The sequence below is a fragment of the Pseudomonas sp. SJZ074 genome (assembly GCF_007828215.1).
Taxonomy (GTDB): Bacteria; Pseudomonadota; Gammaproteobacteria; order Pseudomonadales; family Pseudomonadaceae; genus Aquipseudomonas.
Genome location: NZ_VIUE01000014.1, coordinates 114,263 through 130,931 on the forward strand (window position 1 = coordinate 114,263; position 16,669 = coordinate 130,931).

Consider the following 16,669-nt stretch of genomic DNA (forward strand, 5'->3'; position numbering starts at 1 on the left):
AGCTTAAAACTGAGACCTTTGAGGCACTAGACTGCAAAAATCGGCTTTAGCGTTCTATATGGAGAACGATCATCGAAGACCTGAACACGCTCTACTATTTCACCCAAGTGGTCGAACACGGCGGTTTCGCCGCCGCCGGCCGGGCGCTGGATATGCCCAAGTCCAAGCTCAGCCGACGCATCGCACAGCTGGAGGAGCGGCTGGGCGTGCGCTTGATCCACCGCACCAGCCGGCATTGTTCGTTGACGGAGATCGGACAGGCCTATTATCAGCGCTGCCTGGCGATGCGGGTCGAAGCCGAGAGCGCGGCCGAAGTGATCGAGCGCAACCGTTCCGAACCCCAGGGGCTGGTGCGCATCAGTTGCCCGACGGCGTTGCTCAACAGTTGGGTCGGGTCGATGCTGACCCGTTACATGATCCGTTACCCACGGGTGGAATTGTTCATCGAGAGCACCAACCGCCGGGTCGACCTGATTCACGAGGGGTTCGATATCGCGTTGCGGGTGCGCTTCCCGCCGCTGGAAGACACCGACATGGTGATGAAAGTGCTGGGCAAGAGCACCCAATGCCTGGTGGGCAGCCCGATGTATCGTGAATACTTGTCCTCCCCCGCTTCCCCGGCCGACCTCAACGGTTTGCCCAGCCTGCACTGGGGGGCGGCGCAACGGGAGTATCAGTGGGAGTTGTCGGGGCCGGACGGCGCCAGCGCGCTGATCCGCCATGCGCCACGCATGGTCACCGACGATTTGCTTGCCCTGCGCCAAGCGGCATTGGCAGGCATCGGCATTGCCCACCTGCCCCACGTGCTGGTTCGCGATGACCTGTCGGCCGGGCGACTGGTGGAATTGATACCAGGCTGGGCACCGACTTGCGGGATTGTCCACGCGATTTTCGCGTCACGCCGCGGGTTGTTGCCGTCGGTGCGGACGCTGATCGATTTTCTGGCCGAGGAATTCAGCCGGAGTGATATGGCATAGCGCAGTTGCATGTGAGAGCGAGCCTGCTCGCGATGAACGATAACGCGGTCTGCGAATAGACCGAGTTGCCCGCATCGCGAGCAGGCTCGCTCCCACAGGGAGAAACCAAGGCTCAGAGGTGGTTGCGCTTGGCGAAATCCGACAAGCCCACCAGCGTCTTCAGGCCAAGCTTTTCCAGTAGCCGGGTCTTGTAGGTACTGACGGTTTTCGGACTCAGGTAGAGGGATTCGGCGACATCCTTGCCACGCATGCCCATGGACAGCATGCGCAGGATGGATAATTCGCGGGTGGAAAGGCTTTCCAGGGCCTGCTGTTCGGTGCGCTGCTGGAAGTCCAGCCTGACGGGCATCTGGGGAAAATAGGAGTAACCGGACTTCAAGGCATGAATGGCCTTGGTCAGTTCCTTCAGATCGCTTTTCTTGGTCACAAAGCCCCTGGCGCCAGCGGAGATGCAGCGGTTACAGAAGTGTTGCGCATCCTGGGAGGTAAATACCAGCACGCCGCACTCGGGGTACTGGGCCATGATCCAGACCAGCAAGTCCAGGCCATCGAAACCGTTCATCACCAGGTCCAGGATCACCAGTTCAGGCGTGCGCTCCTTGATCAGGGTCCTGGCATCGAGCACACCATCGGCGTCCCTGATCTGGGTAAACCCCTCGTTCTGGCAAATCAGCCGCAATGCCCCCCGTATGACGGGGTGGTCATCCACGATCAATACGTCTTTCAAGGCAACTCCCCAAATGAAAACGAACTACGCCGATGCCACGTTGCAGCGGACTCTTGCACAAGCGACAGGCCCGGCCACCTGTCAGGTCTGACAGTGCCGACCAATGGTCAGGATCAGCCGCCGTGGCTGTGCCTGAGGGGACGGCTCCAGGCATGGGCCGCTTCGCAGTCCGCTGGATCGACTCGTGCCATCAGGCGCGCCAGCGCTACGAGATCCGGCAACTGCGCAGGATGCAACTGCACGCTTGCCCGACGCGCGACAGGAACCGACAGGAGCCCAGCCTGCTGCGCGTTGTAGATCATCCCATGGCGCACCTGCGGGTTATCGATGAAGAAACCCGGCAGGTCCAACAGCCCTTCCGCCAGGCAGGCGTCGACGACCAGCAGGTCGAACGGCTCGATACCGAACGCCATCAATGTCATCAGCTCCTGCGCACTGCTCACGGGCGCAATCCGGAAATAGCCCTGTTGATTGAACAGGTACTCAAGCTTCATTCGATGAGAAGGGTCTGTATCGGCAATCATGATACGTAGTGCTTTATTCGGCATGACAGGCATCCCAATGACAACGCGACGGATATGAACCGGCTCGTAAACGTTAAGGGGCCTCAGGCTAGAGGAAGCTTTTGAGGGGCGCTGTAGGACGAGTCCTAAAAACAGTCGGAAAAAGCCCTCCTCGACACTCGGTTGTAGGAAGTCATTCGCGTGTGCGGCCAGGAGAAGCAAGCGCCCTCGTCACATGGTTCTCCAATCGTTCGGTGAGCAAGTCCATGACCTGGCGCAGGTCACCCACCGCGTTGGCAAGCAACACGCTGTCGGCGCTCCGACAGGCGTCCTCCACTGCCTCACAAGCCGCAACCAGGCCTTGCGCCTGGATGATCCGCGCCCCACCCTTGATCCGGTGCGCCAGGTCCGCGAGTCCGGACACATCGTGTCGGCTGAACAAGTCGATAAGTCGCACCTTGTCGCTGGCATTGGTGTCGACCAATTCCTCCAGCAGCTTTTTGATCGAGACGATGTCGCCTCCCGTCAGTTGTTCGAGGCTGGTCAGATCGAAATTGTCGGTCGACGCAACGACGCCCGCCTCGTCAGGCGGCGTACTGAGCGAACCCAGGCGCGCCTGCAGTTCCTTGAGGCCGATGGGCTTGAACAGGCAGTCGTCCATCCCGGCATCGATGCAGCGATCCTTTTCCTCACGCTGGGCATTGGCCGTGAACCCGAGGATCACCCCCCGCGGCAACCCTTGGGCCTGCTCTTCGTGGCGAATGGTGCGCGCCAGTTCATAGCCGCTCATCAATGGCATGTTGCAGTCGGTGATGACCGCATCGAAATGTCTGGCGCGCCAGGCCTGCAAACCCTGGATACCGTCCCCGGCCTCCTGGACCCGGTGCCCCAGGTAGTTCAGTTGCCGCGACAGCAGCAGGCGATTGGCCGGGTGGTCATCGATCACCAGGATGTCCAGGGCCTGGGCCGACACCGACGCCTCGACCTCGGCCGACGGTGCTTGCACCTGGGCGTCGAGCAAGGGCAGGCGCAACAGGACCTCGATCTGCGTACCCACCCCTGGCGTACTGCTCAACGCCAGGGTGCCGCCCATCATTTCGCACAAGGTGCGGCTGATCATCAGCCCCAGCCCGGAACCGCTGCGGGCGGACTGGCGATTATTGCCGGCCTGGGTAAAAGGGCTGAACAGACGTCGCTGGTCCTGCTGGGGAATCCCGCTGCCGGTGTCTTCCACCCGCAGGCAAATGCCCAGACGTTTGTCGTCATGATTCGCAGCAGCTTGCACACTCAGGCGTACCTGGCCTTGATCGGTGAACTTGATCGCGTTGCTCAGCAGGTTCGACACGATCTGCTTGAAGCGCAAGGGATCGATCAAGACATCCTTGTCGATCGCCGGGTCCAGGTCCAGTTGCAGGCGCAGATTTTTCTGCCGGGCCAGGCCCTCGAACATCCGCGCCACCGCCTCGACCAGTTGCGCCAGGTTGGCCCGCTCCGGCGCCAGGGACAATCGCCCCGACTCGATACGAGCGATGTCCAGGATGTCACCGATCAAGCCCAGCAACCCTTGGGCCGCATCGGAAGCGACTTCGATGGCAACCCGGTCCACGACACCCTGGTCGGCTTTTTTCAGGGCCAGCTCCAGCATGCCGATCAACGCATTCATCGGCGTGCGGATCTCATGACTCATGGTCGCCACGAAGGTGGTCTTGGCCCGATTGGCGTCGTCGGCACTTTCCTTGGCGACACGCAGTTGCTCCAGTAGCCGACGCAAATAAACGACCCAGCCCAGTGTCAGCACCAGCAACAGCGCGGCGACAGCAAACCCCTGGAGGATGGTGGTGCGATTACGCAGCCAGTAGCTGTCGTCGATCACCACTTCGCTGCGCCAGCGATTGGTCAGCTCGTCCATTTCTTCGGGGGAGATACTTAACAATGCCTTGTCCAGGATCGAATGCAGCTCCAGCGCATCCCGCCGGGTCGCCAGGGCAACATGCGCCGGCAGGCTGCCCACGGTGCTGGTGATCTGCAGCCTGTCACGGTATTGCCGCGAAATCAGGTAACGGGCGCTGATCAGCGAATTGACCGTGCCGTCCACCGTGCCGGCGGCCGCCATGGCCATGGCATCGGCGGTGTTTTGCGCCGGAACCAACTGCACACGGGGGAACTGCTCCAGCAGGTATTCACGCAATACATTGCCCCTCGTCAGTGCCAGTCGCTTGTCGTCCATCCGGTCCACGGTCAGCGGGACTTCGGCCTTGCGCGATGTCACCAGCACGAATGGCGTGCTCAAGTAAGGTCGGGTAAAGCGCAAGGCGTCCTCGAATTCAGGGGTCACCGGCGCTGCCGCCAGGACATCGGCCTGGCCGCTACTGACCAGCTCGATCAGGCCATCAAGCGAACTGCCACGTTGGAGATTGAACTTCAGGCCGGTACGCAAGCTGATCCTGGCCAGCACATCGGCGCTGATACCGCGAATCTGGCCCTGGTCATCGACAAACGTCAGCGGCGGGAAATGTTCGTTGACGGCCACCGTGATCCGCGGATGCGCATCCAGCCAACGCTGTTCATTGACACTGAAATGCAGCGCCTGCTGCCCAGGCATGCTGGCGCCCCCGGCACTCCAGCGGCGCAGGATGCTCATGCGCTCACGGGTGGGGATCGCTTGCAAGGCGGCATCGACAATGCGCAACAAGCGCGGATTGTCGCGTTTGATCGCAAAGGCGAACGGTTGCACCTCCATGCGGGAAAAATCCGCCAGCTGGATATTGTTCAGGTAGTTCTTGCTGATCAGGTAGTTGGCGCTGATCGAATCCCCGAGGTAGACATCGGCCTGACCGAACGCCACTGCGCCAATTGCACTCAGGGTGGAGGGATACAGCTGCAAGGTGGCATCAGGATAGAACGCCTCGACCTTGGCCGGCGGCAAATAGTGGTACAGCATCGCCAACCGTTTGCCCGCCAGGTCCGCAGGCAAATCCTGGCTGTCATCAATGCGCGCCACGAGGGTGGGCAGGTCATCGGCGTACGCCTGAGACATGATCAGGTCCGGGTCATCGGCCTCGAAGCCGTTTGCAGTACCGAGCAAGTCAATCTCACCACTGTGCAGCGCCTGGAGCGATTCGGAACGGGATGGGTAGCGCCGCACTTGCACCTCGACCTGCAACAATTGCCCGAGCAACTGGACATAATCGGCGGTCAGGCCTTCATAATCGTTGCCATTGCCGGTGATGCCAAACGGTGAGTAATCCGGTGCCGAGGCCCCTACCAGCAACCTGCCTTTGTGCCGTAACCAGACCCGGTCGGCCTCATCCAGGGACACCGAATAGTCATCCACATGGGATCGCCCGAGTACGTGCAGCGATTCGGGGACTGCGCCAACCTGCAGCGCCACACTCAATGAGCCCAGCAACAACGCCGTCAGGCCCGTGCGTAGAAGCAGCATCATCTGAATCAGGTTTTTCGCCTGGCGGAATCGGCCCGAACTATCATTGTTTTCATGTCGGGCCAGGGTATGGTTCAGGCAGCGCTCGGCTTCCAGGTCAGTCCGGCGCCGGAATCCTGCTCGCGGCGATGGCGAGGTCAATCAATGCCTGCCGGTCATCGGCGTCCACATCCTTGTCACCATCGATATCACCATGCACCGATACCTTGTCGAACGGCCCTTGCGGCTCCGTCCTGGTGACACGCACGCTGTAGGAGGAGATGATCGAGTCACGGAATTCGTTGTCCGGGTCGTCATCGACGAAGCCAACCATGCGGGTCACGAAATCGATCTCCACCGCGCGGTAGGTCTGGCCGGTTTTCTCGGTCAATGTAATCAAGATGCCCTTGCTGGTTTCCATTCAATGACTCCTTTACGGATGGCCTGATGTCATTGAGTAATGTATTGCGGGTCAACCGGCCTGTCTGCTGTAAGAACTAACAGGTGCGCGCCTCATTCCCTGGCACCTTTATACTGCGGCGACCCGATTCGATTTCGACGAAGGAGAACCCCATGAGCTGGTCCGCCAGGCAATACGTCACGTTTGAACAGGAACGCACCCGGCCGGCCCGGGACCTGCTGGCCGCCATTCCCCCTGTGGAAGCGCGCTCGGTGATCGATCTGGGTTGCGGCCCCGGCAACTCTACGGAACTGTTGGTGGAGCATTTCAGTGGGGCAACGGTGCGTGGCCTGGACAGTTCCGGCGACATGATAGACGCCGCTCGCCAGCGCCTGCCCGCCGTGGCATTCGACATCGCCGATATCGGCCGATGGGACGAGCCCGGACCGTTCGATGTGATCTTCGCCAACGCCGTGCTGCAATGGCTGCCCGACCATGCCACCCTGCTGCCATCGCTGGTGAACAAACTCGCGCCGGGCGGCACCCTGGCGATCCAGATGCCCGACACGCTCCACCAGCCCTCCCACCGCCTGATGCGAGACATCGCCGCCAACGGCTCCTGGGCCCAGCAATTGGCCAGGGCGGCCGATACCCGCACGGAAGTGGCGAACGCCAGCACCTATTATTCGATCCTGAAGCCGCATTGCAGTCGCGTCGATGTGTGGCGTACCACCTACCACCACCCTTTGGCCGGCGGTGCCGCGGGTGTGGTGGAATGGTTCAAGGGCAGTGGTTTGCGGCCGTTTCTCGATCCATTGGACGAGGGGCAGCGTGCGCAGTACCTGGAGCAGTACCTCCACGCCGTCGAACAGGCCTACCCGGCCTTGGACGATGGCACGGTGCTGCTGCCGTTTCCACGGGTGTTCATGGTTGCGACGCGCGAGGAAGCCGCGTAGGGGGGCAAGCCCGGAGGAACATGAAGACCGCCTCCCCCAACTGAACTCTGCATGCCCCACGCCAGTCAGCAGGTAAGGCCCCTCAGCTCAAGGTGCTAAGCCCATGCAGATTTCCCTCGCGCAACAAGTTGCCCTCGTCACCGGCGCCAGCTCCGGCATCGGCGCGGGCTCGGCCAGGGCTCTGGCCGCCGCCGGTGCCGCCGTGGTGCTCAACTACCACTCCAATGCGGCCCTGGCCGAAGCGCTGGCCCGCGAGATCAACAACAATGGCGGCCGTGCCATCGCCCTCGGTGCCGATGTGTCCCAGGAGCAAGAGGTCGAGCGGCTGTTCGCCCAGAGCCTGGAGGCCTTCGGCACGCTGGACATCCTGGTCGCCAATTCCGGCCTGCAAAAAGACGCCGCTGCCGTCGACATGAGCCTGGACGACTGGAACACCGTGATCGGCGTCAACCTCACCGGCCAGTTCCTCTGCGCCCGCGCTGCGCTGCGGGTCTTCAACCGCCAGGGCATTCGCCAGGGCGTATCCCGGGCTGCCGGAAAAATCATCCACATGAGTTCGGTCCACCAACGCATTCCCTGGGCCGGGCACGTCAACTACGCGGCATCCAAGGGCGGTATCGATCTGTTGATGCAGAGCCTCGCCCAGGAAACCAGTCACCAGCGCATCCGCATCAACAGCATCGCCCCTGGCGCCATCCGCACCGCCATCAACCGGGAGGTTACCGAAGGCGAACAGGGGCAAAAGCTACTGGAGTTGATTCCTTACGGTCGCATCGGCGACGTGGAAGATGTTGCCAACGCAGTGGTCTGGCTGGCGTCGGACCTGTCCGATTATGTGGTGGGCACCACGTTGTTTATCGATGGCGGGATGAGCCTTTATCCGGGGTTTCGCGGCAATGGCTGATCATGATGAACCACAGAGCCCTATCGAGAACCACGGCATCATTGGCGACATGCGCAGTGCCGCGTTGGTCAACGACCGGGGCAGCGTCGATTTTTTCTGCTGGCCGGAATTCGACAGTCCCTCGATCTTCTGTTCACTGCTGGACACCCCGCAAGCGGGCATTTTCCAGATCACGCCCGACCTGCCGGGCGCCCGGCGCCAGCAGATCTACCTACCCGACACTAATGTGCTGCAAACCCGCTGGTTGAGCGACGGTGTGGTGGTGGAAATCACCGACCTGTTGCCCATCGGTGACACCGAGGATGACCTGCCGGTGCTGATGCGCAAGGTACACATGGCGGTCGGCCACGCAACGTTCCGCATGCGCTGCGCGGTGCGCCATGACTATGCCCGGGCCACCACCACGGCGCATCTGGAGGACGCCCACGTGTGCTTCAAGGCCCAAGGGCAACCGAGCCTGCGCCTGCGCTCCGACCAGGCCATGACTCTGGACGGCAACGCGGCGGTGGCCGAGTTCACCCTGCAGGAAGGCCAGAGCGCCGAATTCCTGTTGGGCGGCATCGATGACCCCAGGCTTCAGGATAATGTCAGCGCGATATGCCTGGAACGGACCCTGGCGTTCTGGCGCGGCTGGATCGGTCAGTCCAATTACCGGGGCCGCTGGCGGGAAACGGTCAACCGTTCCGCCCTCGCACTGAAACTGCTGACCTCGCGCAAACACGGCGCCATCCTGGCCGCCGCTACCTTCGGCTTGCCGGAAACACGCGGCGGCGAGCGCAACTGGGACTACCGCTACACCTGGATCCGCGACGCCTCGTTCACCGTTTATGCGTTCATGCGCCTGGGCTTCGTCGAAGAGGCCAACGCCTATATGCGCTGGATGCGTGGCCGCGTCAGCGACTGCTGCGAACAGCCGGTCAAACTCAACATCCTGTATGGCCTCGACGGCAGGCAGGAATTGCCGGAAACCGAGCTGTCGCACCTGAGCGGCTTCGGCAATGCGCAGCCGGTACGTATCGGCAACCTGGCCTACGAACAAGTGCAACTGGACATCTACGGCGAGTTGATGGACGCGGTGTACCTGGTCAACAAATACGGCGAGGCCATTTCCCACCAAGGCTGGAAACACACCGTCAACGTGATCGACCAGGTGTGCGAAATCTGGCAGGACAAGGACGTAGGGATCTGGGAAATGCGCGGGGATAAACAGGACTTCCTGCATTCGCGCCTCATGTGCTGGGTGGCCGTCGACCGCGCCATCCGCCTCGCCGTCAAACGCTCGCTGCCCGCGCCGTTCACCCGCTGGGACGAGACTCGCCAGGCCATCTATCAAGACATCTGGACCCGTTTCTGGAACGATGAACGCCAGCATTTCGTCCAGCGCCTGGGCAGCACCGCCCTTGATGGCTCGATGCTGTTGATGCCGCTGGTGCGTTTTGTCAGCGCCCAGGACCCGCGCTGGCTGTCCACCCTGGATGCCATCGAAAAGCATCTGGTGCGCGACGGCATGGTGTATCGCTACCGCAACGACGATGACCCGATCGACGGCCTCAGCGGCACCGAAGGTTCATTCGTCGCCTGCTCGTTCTGGTACGTCGAATGCCTGGCCCGTGCCGGTCGTGTGGAAAAAGCCCAACTGGAGTTCGAACAACTGCTGCGCTACGCCAACCCGCTGGGGCTGTATGCCGAAGAGTTCGATGGCCATGGTTATCATTTGGGCAACACGCCCCAGGCCCTGAGCCATCTGGCGTTGATCAGCGCGGCGAGTTTCCTGGATCGAAAGTTGAGTGGGGAGAAGAACAACTGGCAGCCGTGAGCCGGGCTGACGCTCCTGTGGCGAGGGGATTTATCCCCTCGCCACAGAAGTGATGCGTCAGACCGCTGGCTCGATGTCATCCAGTGCACGATTGGCCAGTAACGTACCCAATTCGATCAACTGCTGAATACCCGCATTCGGCCCATTCATCGTCATGGGTCCTTTCAGGTTGCCAGTCCCCCAAACCCCTCCTAAGATCGATGCTCTCACGGGTGCAGCGGAGCTGCCCGATAAAAACCCGACTCAAGGATTAGGCATGAACTCTGTGAAACGCACCATCGACACCCCGCCCCGTACGGGCCTGACCCGGGAAGAGCTCTGGGAAAGCCAGGACAAGGGCTTGATCAAGTGCTGGGAAATCGGCCGCGACCGGGCGACGAAATTCCCGGAGTTGGCGCAACGTTGCCGGGCCGGAGAGCTGCCGGTGCTGGGTTGGAAAGGCGGAGTCAATCGCAGCCTGAAGAAAAACGAAAAATTCGGCTGCCTCAAATACCTCGCCCAATGGCAAGGCTTGCGCGGTGAAGACCTGGACATCGACTTGTCTCAGGAACGCACGCTGACCTGCACCAGCACGAAGATGGTCGTGACTTTCACGCCAGACCGGGCCAAATACGTGAATCAGGAACCCGCCTGAGCACAACCGGGCGCTGCCGGAGGTCGATATGAACCACGATCCCAAAATCAGTTTCGCGGTGACGCCGCTGCTGCGCATCGCCTACGAAGAGCGCGGTCCCGCCAGCGGCGATCCGGTCATCCTGCTGCACGGTTTTCCTTATGATCCCAGGGCCTTCGATGAAGTAGCGCCGGTCCTGGCCCGGCATGGTTACCGGGTCATCGTGCCCTACCTGCGCGGCTACGGCCCGACCCGGTTCAACAATCCGGCGATCATGCGTTCCGGCCAACAAGCCGCGCTGGCCCAGGACCTGTTGGACCTGATGCATGCACTCAACATCCCCCAGGCCGCGTTATGCGGCTATGACTGGGGCGGCCGGGCGGCCTGCATTGTGGCGGCGCTGTGGCCCGAGCGCGTGCGCTGCCTGGTCACCGGCGACGGCTACAATCTGCAGGACATTCCCCGCTCAACCCAACCGCTGGACCCGCAGACGGAACATCGGTTGTGGTATCAGTATTATTTCCATACCGCCCGAGGCGTGGAGGGTTTGACGCAGAACCGGCGTGAGCTGTGTGAGTGGCTCTGGCGGCTGTGGTCACCGACCTGGAAACGCGGCGCGCAGCTGTATCCTCTCAGCGCGCCCTCCTTCGACAACCCTGACTTCGTCGACGTGGTGATTCATTCCTACCGCCATCGGTTCATGTATGCACCGGGGGATCCGACCCTTGAATGGATGGAAGAACAGCTTACGGCGCAACCGGCCATCAGCGTGCCCAGCATTTCCCTGTGCGGGGCCGACGACGGCGTGGGGCCAGCTCCTGAACAGGATGAAGATGCCCGGCATTTCAGCGGCCCCTACGAGCGTCGAGTGCTGAGCGGCGTGGGTCACAACATTCCCCAGGAGGCGCCCGAGGCCACGCTCAAGGCCCTGCTGGATCTGCTTGAAGGCTGACAGCGAAACGCTCGCGATACGCCTGGGGCGTCACTCCCATGGCCCGCAGGAAACTGCGGCGCAGGGTTTCCTCGCTGCCGAAGCCACATTGCACCGCCACCCGCTTGATCGGCACGCCGGTATCGGATAACAGGCGGCGGGCGGTTTCCACGCGAATCAATTCCACCGCCCGTGCCGGGGTCTGGCCGGTCTCGGTGCGGTAGTGGCGGACAAAGCTACGCTCGCTCATGCCTGCCTGGGCGGCCAGGTTGGGCAGGCCGAGGTCCTGGGTGAGGTTTTCGGCGATCCAGGCGTGCAGCTCGTCAAAACGGCCGCCCTGATTCTGTAGCGACAGGGTCACGCTGAATTGCGATTGCCCGCCCGGCCGCTTGAGGAACACCACCAACTGCCGGGCAACTTCCAGGGCCACAGGGCGCCCCAAGTCATCTTCCACCAGCGCCAGGGCCAGGTCGATGCCCGCCGTGACCCCGGCCGAAGTCCAGACCGGACCATCGTTGATGAAAATCGGATTGGGTTCGACGCGCAACTGAGGATGCTGCTCGGCCAGCTGCTCACAACGGGTCCAGTGCGTAACCACCCGGCGCCCGTCCAGCCAGCCGCTGGCGGCCAGCAGGAACGCCCCTGTGCATACCGAGGCCACCCGCCGCGAACGTTGGCCGTGGTCCTTGACCCAGGCCACCAGCGCGGGATCCTTCGCTGCCTCGTACACGCCCCAGCCACCGGCGATCAACAAGGTGTCGCTGCCTTCGGTCGGCAGAGGCTCGGCCACCAGCGCCAAGCCCGCCGAAGAGACCACCGCGCCACCACCGGCGGAGATCACCGTCGGCGCGTATGGCAATGGCAAGCCTCGCTGGCGCGCCATATCGTTGGCCGAGGCAAATACCTGCAAGGGCCCGGTGACATCGAGCACTTGCACGTTGGCAAAAGCCAGGACATGAACGGTTTTCGGTGGATTGGGCATGTTGGCGTAATTCGTGGGCTTATTGGCGTATACGCCAGAGCCTACGGACCTAAAGTAGAACCGTCCAGTCCCCGGGCATCATCCAAAGGAGAAACGCCATGACATTACAGATCGGTTTGCTGTTATTTCCCCAGGTCCAACAGTTGGACTTAACCGGCCCTTATGACGTGCTGGCCTCGTTGCCAGACGTAACGGTGCATCTGATCTGGAAAGACCTGGCACCGATCACCTCAAGTACCGGACTGGTGTTGTTGCCCACCACCACGTTCGAAGACTGCCCGAAGCTGGACGTGATCTGCATCCCGGGCGGCACCGGCGTCGGCCCCTTGATGGAGGACGAGCAGACGCTGGCATTCATCAAGCGTAAGGCCAGCCAAGCGCAATACATCACGTCGGTGTGCACCGGGGCGCTGGTGCTCGGTGCGGCGGGCCTGTTGCGAGGGAAGCGGGCCACTACCCATTGGGCCTACCACAGCTTGCTGTCCACCCTGGGTGCCACCCCGATCAAGGATCGCGTGGTGCGTGACGGCAAGTTGATCACCGGTGGCGGTATTACCGCCGGAATCGATTTTGCCTTGACCCTGGCGGCCGAACTGTTTGATCAAGACACCGCCGAACTGGTCCAGTTGCAACTCGAATACGCCCCAGCCCCGCCCTTCGACGCTGGCTGCCCGGACACCGCGCCGGCGAAAATACTGGAGGACGCCAAGCGGCGCGCGGCGGAATCGTTCCGGGTACGCTCGCAGATCACCGAGCGTGCTGCGGCACGGTTGGAAATGCCTGCCTAGCGGTTTGCGGCGAGCGGATCAGTTCGCTCGCCGCTCGCTCATTCCACTCAGTACGGACTGGCCGTCGGCCGTACGACCAGTTCACTGACGTCCACATCCGCCGGCTGTTCGATGGCGTAGGCAATCGCCCTGGCTATGGCCTCGGCGGGTATGGCGATCCTGCGGAACTCGCGCATTTCGGCGCGTCCACCTTCATCGGAAATACTCTCGGCCAATTCCGATTCGGTCACGCCAGGGGAAATCACCGTCACCCGCACGTCACCACCGACCTCCTGGCGCAATCCCTCGGAAATCGCCCGCACGGCATACTTGGTGGCGCAATACACCGCGGCGGTGGGGCTGACCGCGTAAGCACCGATGGAGGCGATGTTGATGAACTGACCGCTGCGCTGACGCTGCATCAAGGGCAGTCCCGCCGCGATGCCATGAAGCACGCCACGGATGTTGACGTCGATCATGCGGTCCCACTCCTCGACCTTCAGCGCTTCGAGCTTGGAGAGCGGCATGACGCCGGCGTTGTTGATGATCACATCCACCTTGCCGAAACGTTCGACGGCGAAGTCGATCAGGCTCTGGACATCGTCGCGGCGGGTCACGTCCACGGCTTTGCAGACAGCCTGCCGGCCGCCGGCTTCGATTTCCTGGACCAGCGCTTGCAGGCGATCGACACGTCGGGCGCCGAGTACTACGCGGGCACCGCGGACGGCCAGCAGACGTGCCGCAGCTTCGCCAATCCCGCTGCTGGCACCGGTAATCACGACTACTTTGTTTTGAATATCGGACATGATGGTTCCTCGTCTGGATGTGTTGGCCCCCGGTGGGAGCGTTTCGACAGGTCCAGATTAGGGAAGCGGGCGCTGGCAGGGTTAGCCGGATCCTCCTGCGCACTTGCACGATCCTGTAGCAATAAAAGCCGGCTATGGTCGCCGGCCGCGCAATCGGCTTTACTAGCGCGACCGATTTATTTGGCCAGGGAGATTGATCGGATGTCGGCATCCACGCCCATACAGATTGCGTCAGACGACAGCGTCGACCAACGCCGCGCCGAGCTCGCGGCGCTGATGAAACGTTTCGCGCCAGAAAATGGAGTATTCCCCACGGCCATCGGGTCCTTGAACCTGATTCGCAGCGACCAGCCAACCGATGCTCTGCATGTCGTGCATAAGCCAGGCCTGTGCGTCATCATCGAGGGAAGCAAAGAGGTACGGCTGGCGGATGAGTGCTACGTTTACGATCCACTCAATTACCTGGTGGTTTCGGTCACCCTGCCATTGGCCGGACAAGTCATCGAAGGCAGCCCGGAGCGGCCTTACCTGTGCATTCGCCTGGATATCGATCCGGCACAGATCTGCCGCCTGATCGCAGACGTCAGCCCTATCGGTGTACCGGCTCAACGGACCGGACGAGGATTGTTCCTGGACCGCATTGATGCGCCGCTGCTGGATGCGGTGTTGCGCCTGCTGCGATTACTCGACAGCCCAGACGACATAGCCACCCTGGCTCCTCTGGCCCAGCAGGAGATTTTCTATCGCCTGCTGCGCGGTGCCCAAGGCCAGCGCTTGCATGAGATTGCCATTCCCGATACTCAGGCTCATCGCATCAGCCGCGCCATCGAGTGGCTCAATACCCATTATGCCGAGCCGTTGAGCATCGACAGCCTCGCACAGATGATCAACCTCAGCCCTTCGGCATTGCATCACCGCTTCAAGGCCGTGACCGCCATGAGCCCGTTGCAATACCAGAAGCAGCTGCGTCTGCAGGAAGCCCGACGGCTGCTGCTGTCGGAGAACAGCGACGTTTCGTCAATCGGCTACAAAATGGGGTATGAAAGCCCTTCGCAGTTCAGCCGGGAATATAGCCGTCTATTTGGCGCGTCTCCCAGCAAGGACATCGCCCGCCTGCGTGCCCAGGCGCTGCAGACCAACAGCGCCTGATCCCCCGGCACAGATGCCTATGCACGGCCGTCGCACTTTTTCACAGATGAAAAAAAAACCCGCCGAAGCGGGTTTTTTGAGGACCAATTTGACTCCTGTCTGGCATTCCGTGCCTGGTCCCATCATCCATGATCCCGAGCACTCCCTGTACTCAGTGGATGGACACAGATTAAGCCCATGATCGGTCCGGAAAAAGACGAGAACGCAGCGCCGATGTGTAAGTCTTTCGCTATACAAGGCCGTGGCACCTTTTAACAGGCGAAAAAAAACCCGCCGAAGCGGGTTTTTCCAAGACCATTACGACTCCCTGTCGATAGCCATCCTTGCAAGGTCGATCGTCCCTGATCCTGAGCACTCCCTGTGCTTCAGTGGATGAGTACAGAATACGCGTCGGATCCAAAGCACAATAGTCGAGATAACTATCATCGCGTGTAAGACATTCGCTATACCACCCTTCCGAAAACCCTTAGCTTCCCCAGGTGAGTCCTATGAAAACGCCGGTGGATATGGCTCAAGACTTGTTCAGGAACGCTTCGATGTTGGTCATCTGTTCATCCCAACCGCGGCTGTCCATGCGGAACGCCTTGAGTCGGCGTGCCTCGGGAATGCCATCAAACCCCGACTCCACGACCTTGAGCAAAGTGCCTCCATCCATGTCTTCCAGTTCGAACTGGACCCGTGTTTCAGGTTCCTGGGAGTAATCCACCTGGGGTTCGACGGCGTAGGGATGCCAGCGAAACGAGAACACCCGCTCGGGCTCGACCCGCTCTACCAGCACGTCCCAGGTAAGGTGCTCATAACCAGGATAAGTGATCTGGCCCTGGGTCCTCTCTCCGGCCACAAACCGTTTGCCCTCCAGGGCCACGCCAAACCATTGGCCAAAGGCTTCGGCGTTGGCCAGGGCTCGCCAGACCTGGGAGCGCGGAGCCTTGAGCAGGATCTTTCTTTCGATGCGATCGGATAAATGCATGGGTCACCTCCTGTGTTCAACAGTAGGCCTGTAAGACCACAAGGCCAACCGGAAAGTTGTATCGGGCCGTTGTTTGACCCTGCACTGACCCAGCTCCAAAGGAGCGATGTACACTCCCCCAACCCTTTCAAGGAGAGATCGATCATGACCCCACGCTTGCTTCTGGCCCTGACACCGTTGCTCTTTGCCGCCGCCGCCCAAGCCGACGACTGCGCCAATGCCACTACCCAAGGCGAGATGAATCAATGCGCGGCCCAAGAGAAGAATGCCGCCGACAACGAACTCAACAGTTTGTACAAACAGATCACAGCGCGCCTGAAAGACAACCCCGAGGCCAAGCAGTCATTGGTCAAGGCACAACGGGCCTGGATCGGTTTCCGTGATGCCGAATGCAATTTCTCTGCGTCTGGGGTCGAGGGTGGCAGCGTCTATCCGCTGATCTACGGCAATTGCATCACAGCGCTCACCAAGGCGCGAGTCGAGACCTTCAAGACCTACCTCAAGTGCAAGGAAGGAGATCTGAGCTGCCCGGTGCCGGAGGCATAAACGTCTGACCTAAGTGATTGAACGGGTGCCCATCGACGCAGTAGGCACCTGGTCTCACACGTCCACAATGGCTACAAGTTTTCACGGACAAAAACAAAACCCCTATCTGCATCAGCAGATAGGGGTTTCGGAATTTAATCTTGACGATGACCTACTCTCACATGGGGAAACCCCACACTACCATCGGCGATGCATCGTTTC

16 protein-coding genes are annotated in these 16,669 nt (G+C 61.2%); 9 read left to right on the forward strand and 7 right to left on the reverse strand.

Annotated features, from left to right (window positions below; all coding sequences use genetic code 11):
- Positions 1–68: 68 nt before the first annotated feature.
- The gene (locus FBX99_RS16300) at positions 69–977 is read left to right on the forward strand and encodes a LysR family transcriptional regulator (protein WP_144930150.1); all 909 of its coding nucleotides are present in this window, start codon (positions 69–71) and stop codon (positions 975–977) included.
- Positions 978–1,089: 112 nt separating this feature from the next.
- On the opposite strand, the gene FBX99_RS16305 is transcribed toward FBX99_RS16300, so the two are convergent.
- The 4 genes from FBX99_RS16305 to FBX99_RS16320 form a co-directional block, all read right to left on the reverse strand.
- Positions 1,090–1,704 (reverse strand): response regulator transcription factor, encoded by a 615-nt coding sequence (locus FBX99_RS16305; RefSeq protein WP_144930149.1) that lies wholly within the window; start codon positions 1,702–1,704, stop codon positions 1,090–1,092.
- A gap of 113 nt (positions 1,705–1,817) precedes the next feature.
- Positions 1,818–2,252: a response regulator gene (locus FBX99_RS16310; RefSeq protein ID WP_144930148.1), complete on the reverse strand. Its 435-nt coding sequence runs from the start codon at positions 2,250–2,252 to the stop codon at positions 1,818–1,820.
- Between the two features lie 148 nt (positions 2,253–2,400).
- Entirely contained in the window at positions 2,401–5,652 is a 3,252-nt protein-coding gene (locus FBX99_RS16315) for a transporter substrate-binding domain-containing protein (RefSeq protein ID WP_145132089.1), read from the reverse strand.
- Between the two features lie 94 nt (positions 5,653–5,746).
- A complete protein-coding gene (locus FBX99_RS16320) occupies positions 5,747–6,049 on the reverse strand; it encodes a hypothetical protein (RefSeq protein WP_144930146.1) in 303 nt (100 codons plus the stop codon).
- A gap of 152 nt (positions 6,050–6,201) precedes the next feature.
- Between FBX99_RS16320 and tam the strand changes: the two genes are divergently transcribed.
- From tam to FBX99_RS16345, 5 genes are all read left to right on the forward strand, one after another.
- Positions 6,202–6,984, forward strand: coding sequence for a trans-aconitate 2-methyltransferase (gene tam / locus FBX99_RS16325; protein WP_144930145.1), 783 nt, complete (start codon positions 6,202–6,204; stop codon positions 6,982–6,984).
- A gap of 103 nt (positions 6,985–7,087) precedes the next feature.
- Positions 7,088–7,888 (forward strand): SDR family oxidoreductase, encoded by an 801-nt coding sequence (locus FBX99_RS16330; protein WP_144930144.1) that lies wholly within the window; start codon positions 7,088–7,090, stop codon positions 7,886–7,888.
- Positions 7,881–9,704 carry a glycoside hydrolase family 15 protein gene (locus FBX99_RS16335; protein WP_145132091.1) on the forward strand — a complete coding sequence of 608 codons (1,824 nt, stop codon included), beginning with the start codon at positions 7,881–7,883 and terminating at the stop codon, positions 9,702–9,704. Before FBX99_RS16330 ends, FBX99_RS16335 begins: the two co-directional genes overlap by 8 nt.
- Positions 9,705–9,960: 256 nt before the next feature.
- Positions 9,961–10,338 (forward strand): hypothetical protein, encoded by a 378-nt coding sequence (locus FBX99_RS16340; protein WP_144930142.1) that lies wholly within the window; start codon positions 9,961–9,963, stop codon positions 10,336–10,338.
- A gap of 28 nt (positions 10,339–10,366) precedes the next feature.
- On the forward strand, positions 10,367–11,269 hold the full coding sequence (locus tag FBX99_RS16345) for an alpha/beta fold hydrolase (protein ID WP_144930141.1): 903 nt from the start codon (positions 10,367–10,369) through the stop codon (positions 11,267–11,269).
- On the opposite strand, the gene FBX99_RS16350 is transcribed toward FBX99_RS16345, so the two are convergent.
- Positions 11,238–12,230 (reverse strand): GlxA family transcriptional regulator, encoded by a 993-nt coding sequence (locus FBX99_RS16350; RefSeq protein ID WP_144930140.1) that lies wholly within the window; start codon positions 12,228–12,230, stop codon positions 11,238–11,240. The genes FBX99_RS16345 and FBX99_RS16350 overlap by 32 nt on opposite strands.
- 98 nt (positions 12,231–12,328) lie before the next feature.
- Between FBX99_RS16350 and inhA the strand changes: the two genes are divergently transcribed.
- Positions 12,329–13,018 (forward strand): isonitrile hydratase, encoded by a 690-nt coding sequence (inhA, locus tag FBX99_RS16355; protein ID WP_144930139.1) that lies wholly within the window; start codon positions 12,329–12,331, stop codon positions 13,016–13,018.
- A gap of 47 nt (positions 13,019–13,065) precedes the next feature.
- Here the strand turns inward: inhA and FBX99_RS16360 are convergent, their stop codons facing one another.
- Complete coding sequence (locus FBX99_RS16360; protein WP_144930138.1) at positions 13,066–13,803, reverse strand: SDR family oxidoreductase; 738 nt, start codon at positions 13,801–13,803, stop codon at positions 13,066–13,068.
- Positions 13,804–14,004: 201 nt separating this feature from the next.
- On the opposite strand from FBX99_RS16360, the gene FBX99_RS16365 reads away from it, so the two are divergent.
- Entirely contained in the window at positions 14,005–14,952 is a 948-nt protein-coding gene (locus FBX99_RS16365) for an AraC family transcriptional regulator (RefSeq protein WP_144930137.1), read from the forward strand.
- Between the two features lie 511 nt (positions 14,953–15,463).
- Here the strand turns inward: FBX99_RS16365 and FBX99_RS16370 are convergent.
- Entirely contained in the window at positions 15,464–15,922 is a 459-nt protein-coding gene (locus tag FBX99_RS16370) for an SRPBCC family protein (protein WP_144930136.1), read from the reverse strand.
- Between the two features lie 144 nt (positions 15,923–16,066).
- On the opposite strand from FBX99_RS16370, the gene FBX99_RS16375 reads away from it, so the two are divergent.
- The gene (locus FBX99_RS16375; RefSeq protein WP_145132093.1) at positions 16,067–16,468 is read left to right on the forward strand and encodes a lysozyme inhibitor LprI family protein; all 402 of its coding nucleotides are present in this window, start codon (positions 16,067–16,069) and stop codon (positions 16,466–16,468) included.
- Positions 16,469–16,669: the final 201 nt, after the last annotated feature.

Excerpts from the sequence above, each read along its gene's own strand:
- FBX99_RS16310 (WP_144930148.1), bottom strand. The coding sequence starts at position 2,252 with ATGCCGAATAAAGCACTACGTATCATGATTGCCGATACAGACCCTTCT.
- FBX99_RS16315 (WP_145132089.1), bottom strand. The coding sequence starts at position 5,652 with ATGATGCTGCTTCTACGCACGGGCCTGACGGCGTTGTTGCTGGGCTCA.
- FBX99_RS16320 (WP_144930146.1), bottom strand. The coding sequence starts at position 6,049 with ATGGAAACCAGCAAGGGCATCTTGATTACATTGACCGAGAAAACCGGC.
- tam (WP_144930145.1), top strand. The coding sequence starts at position 6,202 with ATGAGCTGGTCCGCCAGGCAATACGTCACGTTTGAACAGGAACGCACC.
- FBX99_RS16330 (WP_144930144.1), top strand. The coding sequence starts at position 7,088 with ATGCAGATTTCCCTCGCGCAACAAGTTGCCCTCGTCACCGGCGCCAGC.
- FBX99_RS16335 (WP_145132091.1), top strand. The coding sequence starts at position 7,881 with ATGGCTGATCATGATGAACCACAGAGCCCTATCGAGAACCACGGCATC.
- FBX99_RS16340 (WP_144930142.1), top strand. The coding sequence starts at position 9,961 with ATGAACTCTGTGAAACGCACCATCGACACCCCGCCCCGTACGGGCCTG.
- FBX99_RS16345 (WP_144930141.1), top strand. The coding sequence starts at position 10,367 with ATGAACCACGATCCCAAAATCAGTTTCGCGGTGACGCCGCTGCTGCGC.
- FBX99_RS16350 (WP_144930140.1), bottom strand. The coding sequence starts at position 12,230 with ATGCCCAATCCACCGAAAACCGTTCATGTCCTGGCTTTTGCCAACGTG.
- inhA (WP_144930139.1), top strand. The coding sequence starts at position 12,329 with ATGACATTACAGATCGGTTTGCTGTTATTTCCCCAGGTCCAACAGTTG.
- FBX99_RS16360 (WP_144930138.1), bottom strand. The coding sequence starts at position 13,803 with ATGTCCGATATTCAAAACAAAGTAGTCGTGATTACCGGTGCCAGCAGC.
- FBX99_RS16365 (WP_144930137.1), top strand. The coding sequence starts at position 14,005 with ATGTCGGCATCCACGCCCATACAGATTGCGTCAGACGACAGCGTCGAC.
- FBX99_RS16370 (WP_144930136.1), bottom strand. The coding sequence starts at position 15,922 with ATGCATTTATCCGATCGCATCGAAAGAAAGATCCTGCTCAAGGCTCCG.
- FBX99_RS16375 (WP_145132093.1), top strand. The coding sequence starts at position 16,067 with ATGACCCCACGCTTGCTTCTGGCCCTGACACCGTTGCTCTTTGCCGCC.